Raw genomic sequence first — 16,933 nt, 5'->3', positions numbered from 1 at the left:
TAGGGTGAGGGGCTTTTGATTTTGCGTTTGGGGGATTGCGTGGAGGGGCTAAATTTTTCCCTCTGACTTCGTTTCTTCGACAGGCTCATTGCGCGTGGACGCGTGGGTGTTTCCAGGGTGGATCTGCGTCAGCGTCGGATCCGCTCTTTGGCATGTCGATCAGGAGTGAGCGTGATTATTTCCAGACAGTTACCCGGACTGACCTTGGCCGGTATGGTTTTTGGTTTGAGTTGTTCAGCCCATGCGTTTAGTCCGGCCACTGATGTCAGCGCCGATATTCGTCGCACTGCGTTTGGCGTGCCGCATATTCGTGCGCAAGACGAGCGTGGGCTTGGGTTCGGTATTGGTTATGCCTATGCGCAGGACAACCTGTGCCTGCTGGCCAACGAGATCGTGACGGTCAACGGCCAGCGCTCACGTTACTTCGGGCCGGAGCAGTTCACCGTCGAGCAGCGCGAAAACCGTGTCAGCGATGTGTTCTTTACCTGGCTCAACACACCGGAAGCGGTCGAGGCATTCTGGCAGGCGCAGCCTGCGCAGGTGCGTGATCTGGTCGAAGGCTATGTCGCCGGCTTCAACCGTAATCTGGGCGAGCGTCGGCAGCAAGGCTTGCCGCAGCAATGTCAGGGTGAGTGGGTGCGAGACATTGCGCCGGAGGATCTGGTGAAGCTGACTCGGCGTCTATTGGTCGAGGGCGGAGTAGGGCAGTTCGCCGAGGCTGTGGCCGGTGCTGCCCCGCCGCAGGCAACAGCGCGCATCGAACACAACGTGCAGGCCTATCAGTTGGCCGATGCGCGTCAGCAGCGCTTCGCCCTGGATCGTGGCAGTAACGCTGTAGCGGTGGGCAGCGAGCGTTCGTTCAACGGGCGCGGAATGTTGCTGGCCAACCCGCATTTTCCGTGGGTCGGCGGCATGCGCTTCTATCAAATGCACCTGACCATCCCCGGCAAGCTCGATGTCATGGGCGCCGCTTTGCCAGGCCTGCCGATGATCAATATCGGCTTCAATCAGCATCTGGCCTGGACCCACACGGTCGACTCTTCGAAACACTTCACGTTGTATCGTCTGCAACTCGATCCGAAAGATTCCACCCGCTATATGCTCGATGGTAAATCCTTGCCGCTGAACAAGCAGACCGTCACCGTGCAGGTGAAGCAGGCAGACGGGCAAGTTGTGCCGGTTTCGCGTGATGTCTACAGCTCGCAGTTCGGGCCGATTGTGCAATGGCCGGGCAAGCTCGATTGGGACAATCAGTTCGCCTACAGCCTGCGCGATGCCAACCTCGAGAATGATCGGGTGCTCAACCAGTGGTACACCATGAATCAGGCGTCCACGCTTTCCGAACTGCAGGATTCGGTGCACAAGATTCAGGGCATCCCGTGGGTCAACACCCTGGCTGTCGACGACAAAGGCCAGACGCTGTACATGAACCTGTCGGTGGTGCCGAACGTCAATGCCGAGAAACTGGCCAAGTGCAGCGACCCGCGTATCGGCACGCAAATGATCGTGCTGGACGGCTCCAACAGCGCGTGCGCGTGGGACATTGACCCGCAAGCCGCGCAGAAGGGCATTTATGCCTCGAGCCAATTACCGCAAATGCTGCGCAAGGACTTCGTCCAGCATTCCAACGACTCGGCATGGCTGGCCAACCCGGCGCAACCGCTGACCGGTTTCTCGCCATTGATCAGTCAGGACGGTCAACCGCTGGGCTTGCGCTCCCGGTTTGCCCTGGATCGCTTGAGCACGCTGAGCAAGAAAGGTCCGTTGGCGGTAAAGGATCTGCAGCAGATGGTGATGGACGATCAAGTGTACCTGGCGACGCAGGTGGTGCCGGATCTGCTGAAGTTCTGTGCCTCTGATCTCGGCGCCGACGCGCCGGCACTGAAGCCGGTTTGCGTCAGCCTCAAGGCATGGGATGGTCGCGCCAATCTGGAATCGGGCCTGGGCCTGGTGCATTTCCAGAACATCATGCAGGCCTTGCAGGCTTCGCCGGATGTCTGGCGCGTGGCGTTCGATCCCAAAGATGCTCAACACACACCGCGAGGTCTGGCCGTCGAGCAGCCCGCGGTGGCCAAGGCGCTGCGTGAGGCCATGTTGGCGTCCGTTGAATCGAGCGCAAAAATGGGTTTCAAACCACAAACCCGTTGGGGCGATATTCAGGTCGTCAGCAGTGGCGGGCAACAGACGCCGATCCACGGCGGCCCAGGCACGCTGGGTATCTACAACGCCATTCAGAGCGTGCCGCGTGAAGATGGCAAGCTCGAAGTGGTCAGTGGCACCAGCTATCTGCAAGTCGTGACATTCGATGAAAAGGGCCCGCACGCCCAAGGGCTACTGGCGTTCTCGCTGTCGAGCGATCCGGCGTCGAAGTATTCGCGGGATCAGACTGAGGCGTTCTCGAAGAAACAGTGGAGTGTGCTGCCGTTTACCGAACAGCAGATCCAGGCGGACCCGCAGTATCAGGTTCAGACTGTTCGCCAGACGCTGGAGAAGGCGGGGAAAGTCGCCGCTCAGTAAATCCGGGTGTCAATTGCGTCAAGCCCGAGGGCCGCATCCTGCAAAGGTTGCGGCCTTCAGCTTTTTGGCGGTTGTTGCGGCATCGAGTTGATCACCGGGTTACCTTCCTTGTTCCGGGTCAGGTAGACCGGAAGGACCTTGGGCAGGCTGTTGGCCAGGTTGTTCAGCTCTCTGATGTTGTAGATGCCCCCCACGCGAATCGAACCGGTACGGGTATCAGCCAGTTCCAGTGGATTGCTCAGATAGCGATTGATCAGTGGCAGCGCTTCGCTCAGTGCCAGGTTGTCCAGTACCAGCTTGCCGTTGCGCCAGGCCAGTGACGTGTCGCTGGCGTAGGTCTGGCTGATCTGCGGCATGTAGTCGCCTTGCTGGTAACGTGCCTGCATCGACGGGCCGAGACGCAAGCCGTCGCCCGGCAACGAGCGATTACTGGTCACCAGCACTGAACCTTCGACCAGGTTCACGCGCACTTGATCCTGATACATCCAGACGTTGAAGCGTGTCCCCGTCACCCTGATCTTGCCTTCTCCCGCGCGAACCACAAATGGATGAGCCATGTCGTGGCTGACGGTAAAGAACGCTTCACCTTTTTTCAGGGTGACGCGGCGTTCGTCCTTGTAGTTGCTGAAGGTCAGATCGGTGTTGAGGTTCAGCTCGAGCTGGCTCCCGTCACTCAGCGTGACCTGCCGGACAGTATCGGTGGCGGCGAAATGCTGATAGCTGTCGGGCACCCAGCCCAGGTTCCAGCCGGTGTAAGCCGCCAGCGGCAGTGCGAGCGCACAGACACCCGCCGCTATAGCGAACTGACGCCAGGAGCGCGAAGGTCGATGCGCAGGCACGACTGAGGCTGATGCCGGGCGCGGCAAGTGTTCGGCCACGTCCCAGATCTCCAGCATGGCCTCATATTCGAACGCATGCAGGGGATGAGCGTCGTGCCATTGCCGGAACGCGCGACGCTCTTCGTCCGTGCAGTCGGCAGCGTGCACACGCATGCACCAATGCGCGGCGGCATCGGTGATCGCATCGTATTCGGCTTCCGAGAGGGTGTCTTGGGTCATTGACTCATCCTGATTTCGCACATTCTAACCTTGTCAGGAAGTGACCGAGAACATCCGTCATGGCATTTACCCATCAAAGTGGAACTTATTTTTCCCTCAGGCACCCAAAAAGCAGGACGACCAAGACCACTATCCACAAATGGAGTGAAAAAAATGATCAAAAAGACATTCGCAGCGTTGATTGCTACTGCCGGTTTGCTCAGTGCAGGCGCGGCGCTGGCCGATAAGCCGGGCGCCGGCTGGGTCACCATCGAAAAAGCCATCGAGATCGTCAAAACCAAGGCCGGTTACGTCGAGGTCTATGAGATCGAAGCCGACAACAACGGCTACTGGAAGGGCGAAGGGCGCAAGGCCGATGGCGTTGTCTACGAGTTCCGTATCGATGGGGCGTCGGGCAACGTGTTGCGGGATCAGAAAGACTAACGGTCCAGACTGCTTCTTGTAAAAATGCGCCGGCGTTGAGCCGGCGCATTTTTTTTCAGTCGTTAAGGCAAAGCAGGTAAGGATCCTGTCTGGCTTGCGATGGGTGCCGGCAGGGGTATTCGTACCGGAAGAGGATCAAGCTCCCGGCCCATTTCGCTGATGAGCAACGCGATCGAGTCGGCGTTGGCCATCTTTACCTCAATGCGTGCCTCGTCAGAGACTGGACTGCGAAAGGCTTGACGGGCATCTGCAAGGTTTTTGGTTTTTGTCAGTTTGAGAATTTTTTCGAGATCATCGGCGCGCTCCGGCAACTGATCCAGACCCACCCACAGCCCTTTCTCATTCTTCTGCGCGAATAACTGCGAAAGTGGAGTAGAGCGGGACATGGACTTACGCAGACGATCAATATCATCTTTAAGAAGTTGCCCGTCAGCGGTTGAAGTGTCGATTAGATGGGGAAATGGCGAGATCGCCTGTACGAAGACAAAATCTTCGCTATCGCAGACTAAATGCGACAGCTCGTGGATCAGCGTGACCGCGCGAGCGTGAGAGTCAACATTGAACCTGGGAGGCAGAAAAGCGGTGTAGGCATCCAGTTCCGGATTAAAAAATTGTTCGGTGAAGTGGACGATTCGTCGCCTGTCCTGCTTGAAAACAAAGGCAACCGTATCGTCGTCATACCGCGCATTCAGGCCCGCGAAAAAGCGTTCCGTGTAGAGCAAGTCATCTTTGGGATCCGTCAACTCGCGGCAAAGAGGGAGGATGACCTTTTCGATTTTCCTGAGCAACATGGGCGTGACTTGCGGCACCTCAAAAAAATCTCTGAGTAGCTTTTCCACACGAGAGCCACCCAGGTTGTCGCGATATATGACGAAGTTATGCAGACAATTCAGCGCGTAGTCTCTGGCCCTGCTGACAGCTTGCTCTATCACGAAGGCTCTGGCGGGGTAGCGGCGGTTGATTTGGGCCATACCTCTGGCCTGGATATACATCATTACTGAACGGTCGCGCTCGATCTCGGTTTGCGCACGGTTGCGTTGCTTTGATCGGCAACGATTGGCAGATTTGTCCGCGCCGGCAACCACAAGTCGCGAGTTCTTCTGTTCAAGCGCCGGCCCTTCGCCCCCGCCTTTTATCTGCAGATGCCAGGTTTTTTCCGACTGGATCACCGGGTAGACCTTGCCGGCAATCGCCGCGTATTTTTGTGTCGTCGACGGATCGCCATAAACCAGGTTATTGCTCTCAAGCTTGAGCTTCTCGAGAGCGGTGGTGGTTTCAAAGCGTTGCAGGTTGATGCGAGTGGCAGTAACAGGCGCGACTTTGGCCCAGCGTGGGGCGGCTTTTACTGTTGTAGTCCCGCTGGTTTGGGCAACTGTCGATCCAGTCGTCTGCGCTTCAGAGGCAAATTCGACCGTTTCCTTTTCTACTTCTGTTTCCCAGGACAGCCGTCCCAGGCTGAACAGGGAAATTGCCCCTGCAATGAAGCTTTTCAAGGCGTTTGCCCAATGGTGCTCCTGCAGATCCTCGGCGGAATCCTTGAAGTCGCTGTAGCTTTTCCAGAGAAAAAACAAAGAGGCGAGTTTTCCCGGCAATAGATGGGGAACCAAACGAACACCGTGGCTGAATAGACACTTCGCCGCTTCCCAGTCGGCTTGCGCATTGATCTGCGGCTGGCACCTGAGCAATTGCGGCAAGAGGCTGAGCGTGTCCTTGTGCAACTGCTCCAATACATTGCCGGTAATGGCCGTGCTTTGCAGTTTGATTTCACTGGGTTTGCCGATTGTCGTTTTCAGCAGATTCTTGAAGACAGTCTGCTGCGCAGAGGGCAAGCGTCGGATGATCAAATCCTGAAAATGCCCGGGGGTATTCAATGTCTCGATCAACTGCGCTTCATCTTCGAACTCGCGAAAAACGTATTTGGAGTACGGAGCGTAGAGCACCCGTGGTCCTGTTTTGCCCATACCGGGTCCGATGACATAGAGTCCGAGGGCGTCGACGAAGTCACCACCTCCCGTCTTGATCAATGACAGCGGGCAGACAAAGGCGTTAGCACCCTCGACGGTGGCACGCGCTACGCCGTCCGGCATGTCCAGAACCTGGCAAATAGCGTCGTAGCCGATTTCCGACAGCTGTTGCTGCAACTTCAACGCGTGCGCGTGCTGCATCAATTGCCAGGGCAACTGACGTAGAAAGCGTTCTTTGCTTTTGCGTGCCGAGTCGCTGTCAGCTGACAGTGCTTCAGTCACTTTCTGTGCGTAGGTGGTGGTGATATCGAGGGATTGCAACAGTTGCCGTACTGCAGATTGATCAAGCTTTGCCGGCAACTCTGCGGTTGTTTTCGAGGCAATCTTGAAACCGGTACCCTGCACGATGTTGTAGTGATGCAAGGCAAAATCGAGCAGATTGCAGGCCGGGCCGGCCAGCGTCAGGTTCGGAGTGATCAGGATGTCCTGTGGCGTGAGTCCGTTGCCCGGGAATCTGGCGTTGAGCTGTTTCTTCAGCGTCTCCTCGACATGAGTGGTTAACGCAGGAATGCCCTCGAGAAAATCCTTGCCATCGATGAAGCTGTGCCGCAATTCATCCAGCAGGGCGAGTTGCGTGCGTTGTTCGGTGACCGGGGCCATGCGCAGCCAGTCTGGATAGTCGAGCCGACGGACGATGGCCCGCGCGAGTTCAATGGCCCGGCGCAAGTTGGTATCGATGACGGTGTTTTTCATCTTGCTCAGGAAATTTGCGAGAGTGTCCTCGTCCTTTATGCAAACGCGTAGCAGCTCGCAATGGTCGAGGAAATGGTCAATCGCTGACTGCATGCGATTTTTCAACACATTGCCTTCAATCAGCTGGAAGGTGCCCAAGGTGTATTGCTGATCCAGTTGGCGTTGCTTCGGTGGCAGGTTTTCCAGCAGTGTCTGATTCTGGTTGTTGTCGTCGAGCCGTCGTTGCAACTGCTTTAGCGCAATGGCGATGTCGTCGAACGATTCCAGGCCCATAGCTGGCGTCCACAGGATGGCGCGCCCGGAATGCTCGACGTCCATACCTCCGCGTTCGGTCAGGAGCACGCAGTTGGCAAGCGACAACACCTCATTTTTGCCAGCGCAGGTGAGGGTGATTGACCATGCATCCGGCCGGAACCCATTGAGGGACTGGCGATCCATGCGTGTCGCATGTTTTGCGTCGAACACGGTATCGACTATTTTTCGTTCGGCGGTCAGCCAGGAACCACTGAGATTTCTCATTTGCGCCTCGCCACGTACCCCGTCCTCGAAAGCCTGCGCCAGTTTCCACAGAATGCCTTCGAGAAAGGCGCGTTGTTCAGTACTGCTCGTGGTTGGCTGGTCTTTAAAGTGGCTGGTGAGATTGTCCAGCGTGCGTTCGAGCGATGCCGCCAACTGCCCAGCCTTGTCAGCCTGCACGACTGACGATGGCGGAGCGCTGGAAAACAGCGGTCGGGTACTCCAGCGCTCGTTGACGTCAAGCTTGATCAGGCGCTCGTGAATCATCGAGCGGATATCCAGCGCCTTATCGAAAAGTGCATGGATGTCGGTAGTGCGTTCGCTTTGGCGAAAGAGCTGCAAGGCAAACTCGACGTTCTGCCGTTGTTTGGTAAGGATTGCCTCAAACAGCGTGGTGATGATTTCACCACCGATGTTTTCACCGGATACCTGTGCGTTGGCGAATCCAAGGTAACGATTGCGTTCCTCCAGACTCATGAGACCGTATAACTCGTCTTCATGTCCGGCCGCATTGAGCTTGGCGGTCAGCGTCTGTTTGAGTTCGTCGTAGTTCGTGAGGACCTGCAAGCCTTGAGTGGGGGTGTACAGATAGGCGTTGTCATGGTTGATCATCAGCGAACCGGCGAGTTCGACATAGGCGGTCTTCTCGCTCAAACACACCGTTTCGAAGTTGGGTCGCCGGACCGCCACGCTTGGTTCTCGGATCAAGCTGTGCAGGGCGTCGAACTCGCGGGCGGAGATGATTTCCGTTTCGCGTTTGATCATCAAATCCGCGCGCACCTGATCCTGCAAGGTCTGGCTGAAGAACGTGCGCCGGGGCGAGCCCTCGAACGCGGCGCCATTCCAGTACACTTCAAGCTGACGAAACAGCAGCATGCTCAATTTCCCCGACGCGGACTTGATCGCCTCAGCCCAGGCTGCCTGGTCAGCTTGCTGGTTTGAGCGGGCCGGATGGGAGAACTCCGCAGTCTGGCCGTGCGGCCAGCCCTGACGGCGAAAATGCAGCAGCAATGCCTCACTCAGCGACATCGAATTGATCCAATGTCTGACATCCCCGGAGAGGGGCGCCGTGTCGGCAAAAAAACTGACTCGGGTGCGCGACTGCTCCAAACCGGCAAAGTGCGGTTCGAGCAGTTCGTCGAGAATTGTCTCCAGCAGGGTGGTGAGGGAGGGCAGGCGTTTCAGTTCATCCAGCAGATCGCGCGCGCAGGTCTCCTGAGACTGGTTGATCGCGGCTTTTTGATCGTCAAACACGTCGCCTTCAATCGTTTCGCGGGTCAAGGTAATGCCGCGCTTCTCTACCAGTTCTTTGCGCAGCGAAACAGTGAGAAAAGCCAACAGATCATCCGTTTCCTGCGCGTTGTCGAGACGTGCCTGCAAGGCGTCCGTCAGCGCTTCGTGATCGCTGTATTTTTTCAGGCCGTCGTAAGGGGTGTACAAAAACACGCCATCGTCATCCGGCCCGGCGCTGAGAATGAAACTGCCGGCCAGCGGCACGGCCAGTTGCTTGTCAGCGTTCAGCAGAATGCGTTCGGCCAGCATGGGCGGAGTTTGCTCATTGCGCCGCACCTGGGTAGCCAGTTGCACATGCGCAAGCCAGATGAAATCTCTACTGTTGAGGCCATGCGTGCGACCTGAGTCGTCATGCAAACCCGGTGATTTGAGTACGTCGGGAAATAGCAGGGGGCTAGACATTATCGGAACTCTGAACGGGGCGCCTCGGGCGGGGAGTTCAAGATTAGTTACGCAGGTCGCCGCGCAGGCGGTACATAGTTACCGCACACATCGAATTGAAATGTGTCATGGGCCAATGGCAGTCATCCCGATGCAAGGGTTGACAGCCGACAGCTTCGCCATGGTTAATCGATCAGCAAGTCGTCCCTACGCTGTTGTTCCCTCCAATAATCATTCTGGAGCTTCAGATGTCTGCGCCACACGATCATGTGTCCTCTGCTGTCTCGTCCTCGTTGTCTCTCGAAGCGCTGACGCAACTGCTTGAAACGATTTTTCTGCGCCACGGCACCTCCGCCGAAGTCGCGCAAGTGCTGGCCGCCAACTGCGCCGGCGCCGAGCGCGACGGTGCCCACAGCCACGGCGTGTTCCGCATTCCCGGGTATGTCTCGACCCTTAAAAGCGGCTGGGTCGACGGCCACGCCGTGCCGCAAGTCGAAGATGTCGCCTCGGGATTTGTCCGTGTCGATGCCGCCAATGGTTTCGCGCAACCGGCACTGGCCGCCGCCCGGCCGTTGCTGGTGGAGAAGGCGCGTAGCGCCGGGATTGCCTTGTTGGCGATTCGCAACTCGCATCACTTCGCCGCGTTGTGGCCGGACGTCGAGCCGTTCGCCGACGAGGGGCTGGTGGCGCTGAGCGTGGTCAACAGCATGACCTGCGTGGTACCCCATGGCGCCGACCGACCGCTGTTCGGCACCAACCCGATTGCGTTCGCTGCACCACGGGCCGGTGCCGCACCGATTGTCTTCGACCTGGCCACCAGCGCGATTGCCCATGGCGACGTGCAGATCGCCGCGCGCAAAGGCGAACGGTTGCCGGCCGGGATGGGTGTGGACAGCCTCGGTCAGCCGACCCAAGACCCCAAAGCGATTCTTGAAGGCGGCGCGTTGCTGCCGTTCGGCGGTCATAAGGGCTCGGCGCTGTCGATGATGGTCGAGCTGATGGCGGCGGCGCTGACGGGGGGCAATTTTTCCTTTGAATTTGATTGGTCCGATCATCCCGGGGCGAAAACGCCGTGGACCGGGCAGTTATTGATCGTCATCGATCCGAGCAAAGCCGCCGGGCAGGGTTTTGCCGAGCGCAGTGGGGAATTGGTGCGGCAGATGCATGGCGTCGGACTCAAGCGTTTGCCGGGGGATCGTCGGCATTGGCAGCGCAGTAAATCGTTGGCTGAGGGTATTGTGCTGGATGCGCAGACATTGGCGCAGTTGCGTGAGTTGGCGGGGGTGTGAGCAAAGAGCAAAGGCCCCTCACCCTAACCCTCTCCCAAAGGGAGAGGGGACTGACCGAGGTGAATGGGGGATGTGCGCCGACGTGAAAGATCGAGCTGAGTTCAGGTTTTGCAAGCCTGGAACCGATTAGACCCAGCAGGCATAAAAAAGGCGAACCCAGTGGGTTCGCCTTTTTTGTGGGCGTTTGACTCAGCGACGGCCGAGCAGCAGGCCGACCACCAGACCGAAACCGGCGGAGATCGCCACGGTCTGCCACGGATGGCCACCGATGTAGCTTTCGGTGGCATCGACTGCCGGTTTGGTGCGGTCACGGACGCTCGACACGGAATCCAGCGCCTGTTGCAGTTTCAGGGCGATCTGTCCGCGCAGCGTTTCCGCTTCTTCGCCGACCAGTGAGGCGCTGCTCTTGAGCAGTTTGTCCGACTCTTCGATCAGAGCCTGAAGTTCGCTGAAGGCCTGATCCTTGATTTGATCTTCGGCGGCTTGCACGGCGGATTTGCGGGCCATTGGGTGACTCCTTGCAGTTGAATGGACAGTGATCAATGGAGTGTGGCGCTGATCAAAAAGTTGCACTGAATTTAGGTCAGAAAGAAAAACCTGCGCGGGAGATTTCCGTCGAGCGTGTAAGATGTCGCCATTTTACGCAGCAGGATAATTCCCCATGAGTTTCAATCTGGCCGACAAACCACTCGCAGAGCGCGCTGCGCTGGAAGACGAGAAATCCCGTCTGTTCGAACTCTGGCAGAACAATCTGGGCAAAGCCAAAGGCGAAGCCGCGCGTTTGTTCGGCGAGCGTGGCAAGCGCAAAGGCAAATGGGCCGAGTGGGTCCGCGCGGAACTCGATGGTATGTCGCCGCCAGAGTTCGCCAACATGGTACGCAGTGAAGTCAATCGCCTGATGGCTGCCAACAAGTAACGCCTCAACTGAACGTCGCGGCAATCGCCTCGCGTACCTTGACCACCACCGGATCGATCTGCGTGCTGGTGCGCCAGCCCAGTTCGATTGGATAACGCGGCAAACTCAGCGGGCAGGGCAGCAGTGCCAGGCCGCTGAGCGCCGCGATGCTCTCGGCGGCATGCGCCGGAATCGTTGCCACCGCCCGGCTGCCCTTGAGCAGATACGGCAGCGCGGCGAAATGCGTGGTCGAGGCGCACACCCGTCGACTCAGGCCCAGCGCCGCCAAGCCCTCATCGGTAATCCCGATAAACCCGCCGGACGACACCAGAATGTGCTCGCGGGCGACGAACGCCTCAAGATCGATCTGCTGCTGGCCGGGCACAAGGCTCGCCGGATCGACCAGACACGCGTAACCGCCTTCGCCCAACACCTGACGGCTGAGCAAGCGCTCGGCGAAGCCACCGGCAGTAATCGCCAGGTCGATGCTGCGATCCATCAGCGCTTGTGCAACGATCTGGCTGTGGGTCTGACGAAAGATCAGGCGCAACTTCGGTGCGCTGCGGGCAACTTCTTCAATCAGGCGACGACCGTAGGCAATCTCGAAGTCATCTGACAGCCCCACGGTCACTGAGCGTCCGTCGTACTGATTGCCCGCCGGGTCGACCATCGCCAGGCTTTGTCGGCATTTGTTCAGCGCTTCGCTGACCACCGGTTTCAACTGATTGGCTTTCAGCGTCGGCGCCAGTCCGCGTCCGGTGCGCACGAACAACTGATCGCTGTAGACCTCGCGCAAGCGGCGCAGCGCGGCACTGACGGCCGATTGCGTCACCCCTAGACGCAACGCCGCGCGGCTGGCGCTGGACTCTTCGTGCAGGGCTTCAAAGACTTTCAGCAGATTGAGGTCGACGTTTACGATATTCATTTGGCTCATATCATTCAGCAGCGAACGGGGCTTTATTCATGATCTCGTGGCGCCGCAGAATCGGCAACCACTGAACCTGATGGAGTTATCGCGATGGCCAAATCAATTGTTGCTGCGCTGCAAATCGGCGCGTTGCCCGAAGGCAAAGGTGCGACTTTGGAACAGATTCTCGGTTGGGAAGGCGCGATCATCGAGGCCGGCGCGGCGCTGGTGGTGATGCCGGAAGCGCTGCTGGGCGGTTATCCGAAGGGCGAGGGTTTCGGCACGCAATTGGGTTATCGCCTGCCTGAGGGCCGTGAAGCCTACGCCCGTTATTTTGCCAATGCGATCGATGTGCCGGGCGCCGAAACCGAAGCGCTGGCGGGGCTGTCGGCACGCACCGGGGCCAATCTGGTGATCGGCGTGATCGAACGCGCTGGCAGCACGTTGTATTGCACGGCGCTGTATTTCGACCCGCAGGCCGGCCTCGTTGCCAAACACCGCAAACTGATGCCCACCGGCACCGAACGGCTGATCTGGGGCAAGGGCGACGGTTCGACCTTGCCGGTGCTTGATACCCAGGTCGGCAAGCTCGGCGCGGTGGTGTGCTGGGAAAACATGATGCCGCTGCTGCGCACCGCGATGTATGCCAAAGGCATTGAAGTCTGGTGCGCGCCGACCGTGGACGAGCGTGAAATGTGGCAAGTCAGCATGCGCCACATTGCTCATGAGGGCCGCTGCTTTGTGGTCAGTGCGTGTCAGGTGCAGGCTTCGCCTCAGGCATTGGGCGTTGAAATCGCCAATTGGCCGGCGGATCGACCGCTGATTGCCGGTGGCAGCGTGATTGTCGGGCCGATGGGTGATGTGCTGGCAGGGCCGTTACGGGGTGAAGCGGGGCTGCTCTGCGCGGAAATCGACACCGATGAACTGGTGCGGGCGCGCTATGACTACGATGTGGTCGGCCACTATGCGCGGCCGGATGTGTTTGAGTTGAGTGTGGATGAACGGGCAAAACCGGGCGTGCGCTTCAACACATAACCCCAGCCTGATAAAGAACCTGTGGGAGCTGGCTTGCCAGCGATGAGGCCGTGTCAGTCGACTTGATGGTGCCTGACACACCGCCATCGCGGGCAAGCCCGCTCCCACAAGGTTTTCAGTGTTTTCGAGAGCGAGTTTTTATTGGCGTTGCTGCCATTCTTCCCGAGTGATTTCCCACAGCTCCCGAGGGAAACGCCCACCGACAAAGTCGCCTTCATCGGTCCGAATCAAGCGCATCCCGGCGCGCTCCGAGAGCTTGCGCGAGCCAATGTTCGGCGCCGCTTTCGGCACGCGCATCACTGGACGTTGCAGAACGTTGAACCAGTAATCGGTCACCGCCGCGCTGGCTTCAGTCATCAAGCCCTTGCCTTGCCACGCCGGGGCCAGCCAGAAGCCGCGGTGGTTGTCCGCCTGATCCATCAGGCTGATCTTGCCGATCAATTGCTCCGGTGCCGATTTCAGGCGGATCGTCCAAGGCCATTCCTTGCCCGCCGCAACCGCCGGCAAGACAATGTCGCGCAGATAGGCGAGGGCACCGTCCTCCGGGTACGGCCATGGCACGGCCGCGTTCAGATAGCGCACCACGTCCCAATGCGGAAATTCGCGCTGCACGGCGTCGGCATCGGCCAGTTGCAACGGGCGCAGGATCAGTCGTTCGGTGTACAGCGTCGGCATGTCTTCCATAAACCTGCAGCCTCCCTGAATGTCTTCAATGAACGAAGCAGGTTAGCGCATTTTTACCAGGTGGCGGCGGTGGCCTTGGGCAGGCTGAGCTTGCCGCTGTCGACAAAACGCATGGTGCCAAACAGACCGCCGGCAAGCTTGCCGCGCAGCACATAGGGGAGGTTGTCGAGGGTTTGCGTCTGGCTCAGGCCCAAGGTCTGGCGCAGCACCGAGAACGCCGAGATGCTGACCGGTACTGTGACGATGCTTTCGGAAAACCGTGGGATCGAGCCGCTCTGATCGCTGACACCGGACGCCAGCGAGTGGCCGTTGACCTCCAGATCCAACGCGATGCCGTTGTAATCAATGGCCGTCTCATTCGGGTTCTGTACGCGCAACTTGATAGCGAAACGCACTTCCAGATCCTGGCTCGGCAACGGTTCGAGGCCGACCACGTTGATGTTCACCGGATCACGGTTGGGGAACAGCGCGCAGGCGCTGAGGGACAATAAAAGCAGTGACAGAATGACGGCTTGGAAGCGGCGCATAAACGGTCTCTCAACAAAAAAGGGCTGAACCGTCACCGGTTCAGCCCTTTTTCAGGCCAGACGTTAGCGGTTCAACTGTGCGACAGCCGCCGCCGGGGCAGGTTCACCTTTGGCCGGCATGTCCGGGTTTTCCATGACCTGAAGAATAGAAGCTTCCGGGTCGAAATCGTCTTCTTCCAGTTCAATGAATTCTTCCGGCAGGAAGATGTTCAGCACGATAGCGCACAACGCACCGACGGTGATCGGCGATTCGAAGATGTTGCGCAGCGCTTGCGGCAGTTCACGCAACACTTCCGGGACCGCCGCGATGCCCAGGCCCATGCCCAGCGAAATCGCCACGATGAGCATGTTGCGTCGATGCAGGCCCGCCTCGGCGAGGATCTTGATCCCGGCCACCGCGACGGTGCCGAACATCACCAGTTCGGCGCCGCCCAGTACCGGTTTCGGCATCAGTTGCAGCACCGCGCCGATCATCGGGAACAACCCCAGCAACACCAGCAAACCGGCAATGAAGAAGGCTACGTAACGGCTGGCCACGCCGGTGAGTTGAATCACCCCGTTGTTCTGCGCGAAGGTCACCATCGGCATGCTGTTGAACACAGCGGCCATGGCCGAGTTGAGGCCGTCAGCGAGCAGGCCGGACTTGATCCGGCGGATGTACAGCGGGCCTTTGACCGGTTGCCGGGAGATCATCGAGTTGGCGGTCAGGTCACCGGCAGCCTCCAGCGGCGACACAAGGAAAATCACCGCCACCGGCACGAACGCCACCCAGTCGAAGTTGAAACCGTACTTGAACGGCACCGGCACACTGACCAGCGGCACCTCTGGCATCGAGGCGAAATCCACGGTGCCCATCAGCCAGGCGACCACATAGCCCAGAGTCAGGCCGATAACAATCGCGCCCAGGCGCAGAAACGGCACGTCGACGCGGTTCAACACGACGATGGTGCCAATCACCAGCGCGGCCAGAAACACATGGCTGGCTGCACCCAGATCAGGCGCGCCGAAACCGCCGGCAATGTCGGTCATCGCCACTTTGATCAACGACAGGCCCATCAACGTGATGATGGTGCCGGTGACTACCGGGGTGATCAGCATGCGCAGTTTGCCGATGAACTGGCTCAGCACCACCTCGATGAACGCAGCGAAAAAGCACACGCCGAAGATCGTCGAGAGGATTTCATCGGTGCCGCCACCGCGCGCCTTGACCATGAACCCGGCACTGAGAATCACGCTGATAAAGGAAAAACTGGTGCCTTGCAGGCACAACAACCCCGAACCGACCGGGCCGAAGCGCTTGGCCTGGACGAAAGTGCCGAGCCCGGAGACGAACAGCGCCATGCTGATCAGGTAGGGAATTTCGCTTTGCAGACCGAGGGCGCCGCCCATGATCAGGGTCGGGGTGATGATGCCGACGAAGCTCGCCAGCACGTGTTGCAACGCGGCAAACACCGTGGCAGTCAGGTGTGGACGATCGTTGAGGCCGTAAATCAGGTCGTTGTTGCGCGGGGCTTTTTCAGAGGCGGTCATGGTGTTTTGCGCGCCGCGAGGCGGGGCCGGGTCAGAAAATGGAGGCGCAGAATGCCGGAAGAGGGCGGCGAGGGCAACGAGCAATAACTGCCTGAAAGGTCAGGTTTTATTGGCCGCTATCGGCAAACGCCCGTGTAGGAGCTGTCGAGTGAAACGAGGCTGCGATCTTTGAAGATCAAAAGATCGTCCGATCGCGGCCCGAGCCTGCGGCAGCTCCTACGCGAGATTGAATGCGGCCAGTAAATCCTCTTCAAAAGCTTTTTGCGCATCCCCCGGCACCTGCGCCCGATGCCGGGCCAGATGAAAGGCGACTTCGAAACTCAACTCGCCCTCACGGATCGGCTTCAGTAGGCCCTTTGATTGCCAGCTCCGCGCATAGTGATCCGGCAGATAACCCACATGTTTACCCGACAGGATAAACGTCAGCGTGCCTTCAACCTGCTCCGACCGCGCCGAGCAGACCTTGCCCTGAAACGGCTCGTCACTGCGCAAAAAACGATAGGGGTGATCGACCCGGTCGCAGGCCTGTAACGCGGCATCGCTCGGCGTTTCATCGGTAAACAGGGGATGGCCGGCAGCGCAGTACAAATGCTGGGTTTCGCTGAACAACTGGCGATAGTCGAACGCGCTTTGCACTTGCGAGAAATAGCCGATCGCCAGATCCAGCCGCTGTTGCAACAACAGCCGTTCCATCTCGCCGGGCATGGCGCTGATCAGCTCGATGCGCACCGACTCGTCGCGCTCGCGAAAACGCCGGATCGCCTCGGCCACGCGTTGTAATACGGATTGATCGACCGACTCGGAAATCCCCAGACGCACTTCACCGATCAAGCGCCCGGCGACGCCGTTGGATTGATGACGGAAGGCTTCGATCGATTCAAACAACGTGCGCACCGCGATCAGCAATTGCTCGCCCTTGGGCGTGACACTGAATCCGCCCTTGCCACGGCTGCACAGGCGATAGCCGAGGCGAGTTTCCAGTTTGGCCATTTGCTGGCTGATGCTCGACTGGCTCAGCCCCAGATCACCCTGGGCCGCACTGAAACCGCCGCACTCGACCACCCGCACAAACAGGCGCAACAGTTGCAGATCCACGTCGTGCAGTTGACCCAACATCACATTACTCCGGGATAAAGTCAGGATAATTATTCGGCAATTTTT

Annotated in this window: 13 protein-coding genes; 5 read left to right on the top strand and 8 right to left on the bottom strand. The window is 58.8% G+C overall.

Features of this window, described 5'->3' with window-relative positions:
• The first annotated feature begins 171 nt into the window (after positions 1–171).
• Positions 172–2,517, top strand: coding sequence for an acylase (locus RMV17_RS14865; RefSeq protein ID WP_311880788.1), 2,346 nt, complete (start codon positions 172–174; stop codon positions 2,515–2,517).
• Positions 2,518–2,573: 56 nt separating this feature from the next.
• Here the strand turns inward: RMV17_RS14865 and RMV17_RS14860 are convergent, their stop codons facing one another.
• Entirely contained in the window at positions 2,574–3,575 is a 1,002-nt protein-coding gene (locus tag RMV17_RS14860; RefSeq protein ID WP_311880786.1) for a FecR family protein, read from the bottom strand.
• A 153-nt stretch (positions 3,576–3,728) separates the two neighbouring features.
• On the opposite strand from RMV17_RS14860, the gene RMV17_RS14855 reads away from it, so the two are divergent.
• Positions 3,729–3,998: a PepSY domain-containing protein gene (locus RMV17_RS14855; RefSeq protein ID WP_311880784.1), complete on the top strand. Its 270-nt coding sequence runs from the start codon at positions 3,729–3,731 to the stop codon at positions 3,996–3,998.
• A gap of 62 nt (positions 3,999–4,060) precedes the next feature.
• Here the strand turns inward: RMV17_RS14855 and RMV17_RS14850 are convergent, their stop codons facing one another.
• Positions 4,061–8,926, bottom strand: coding sequence for a dermonecrotic toxin domain-containing protein (locus RMV17_RS14850; protein ID WP_311880782.1), 4,866 nt, complete (start codon positions 8,924–8,926; stop codon positions 4,061–4,063).
• Between the two features lie 227 nt (positions 8,927–9,153).
• On the opposite strand from RMV17_RS14850, the gene RMV17_RS14845 reads away from it, so the two are divergent.
• Entirely contained in the window at positions 9,154–10,194 is a 1,041-nt protein-coding gene (locus RMV17_RS14845) for an Ldh family oxidoreductase (RefSeq protein WP_311880780.1), read from the top strand.
• 189 nt (positions 10,195–10,383) lie between these two features.
• Here the strand turns inward: RMV17_RS14845 and RMV17_RS14840 are convergent, their stop codons facing one another.
• On the bottom strand, positions 10,384–10,701 hold the full coding sequence (locus RMV17_RS14840; protein WP_016982860.1) for a YqjD family protein: 318 nt from the start codon (positions 10,699–10,701) through the stop codon (positions 10,384–10,386).
• A 154-nt stretch (positions 10,702–10,855) separates the two neighbouring features.
• On the opposite strand from RMV17_RS14840, the gene RMV17_RS14835 reads away from it, so the two are divergent.
• On the top strand, positions 10,856–11,110 hold the full coding sequence (locus RMV17_RS14835) for a hypothetical protein (protein WP_034155999.1): 255 nt from the start codon (positions 10,856–10,858) through the stop codon (positions 11,108–11,110).
• Positions 11,111–11,114: 4 nt separating this feature from the next.
• On the opposite strand, the gene RMV17_RS14830 is transcribed toward RMV17_RS14835, so the two are convergent.
• Positions 11,115–12,023, bottom strand: a complete 909-nt coding sequence (locus RMV17_RS14830; protein ID WP_311880776.1) for a LysR family transcriptional regulator — start codon at positions 12,021–12,023, stop codon at positions 11,115–11,117.
• A gap of 84 nt (positions 12,024–12,107) precedes the next feature.
• On the opposite strand from RMV17_RS14830, the gene RMV17_RS14825 reads away from it, so the two are divergent.
• A complete protein-coding gene (locus tag RMV17_RS14825) occupies positions 12,108–13,031 on the top strand; it encodes a carbon-nitrogen hydrolase family protein (protein WP_311880775.1) in 924 nt (307 codons plus the stop codon).
• 138 nt (positions 13,032–13,169) lie between these two features.
• Here RMV17_RS14825 and RMV17_RS14820 read toward each other — a convergent pair whose 3' ends face one another.
• From RMV17_RS14820 to RMV17_RS14805, 4 genes are all read right to left on the bottom strand, one after another.
• Positions 13,170–13,715: a GNAT family N-acetyltransferase gene (locus RMV17_RS14820; RefSeq protein ID WP_311880773.1), complete on the bottom strand. Its 546-nt coding sequence runs from the start codon at positions 13,713–13,715 to the stop codon at positions 13,170–13,172.
• A 53-nt stretch (positions 13,716–13,768) separates the two neighbouring features.
• Positions 13,769–14,242: an LEA type 2 family protein gene (locus tag RMV17_RS14815; RefSeq protein ID WP_034156003.1), complete on the bottom strand. Its 474-nt coding sequence runs from the start codon at positions 14,240–14,242 to the stop codon at positions 13,769–13,771.
• A gap of 63 nt (positions 14,243–14,305) precedes the next feature.
• Positions 14,306–15,772, bottom strand: coding sequence for a nucleobase:cation symporter-2 family protein (locus tag RMV17_RS14810; protein WP_034156004.1), 1,467 nt, complete (start codon positions 15,770–15,772; stop codon positions 14,306–14,308).
• 216 nt (positions 15,773–15,988) lie between these two features.
• Positions 15,989–16,888, bottom strand: coding sequence for a LysR family transcriptional regulator (locus RMV17_RS14805; RefSeq protein ID WP_311880766.1), 900 nt, complete (start codon positions 16,886–16,888; stop codon positions 15,989–15,991).
• Positions 16,889–16,933: the final 45 nt, after the last annotated feature.

Origin of the sequence: Pseudomonas sp. VD-NE ins (genome assembly GCF_031882575.1) — a bacterium.
In the GTDB taxonomy this organism is placed as follows: Bacteria; Pseudomonadota; Gammaproteobacteria; order Pseudomonadales; family Pseudomonadaceae; genus Aquipseudomonas; species Aquipseudomonas fluorescens_BZ.
The sequence above is the reverse complement of the archived record's forward strand: the minus strand, read 5'-3'. Positions and strand labels throughout refer to the sequence as shown.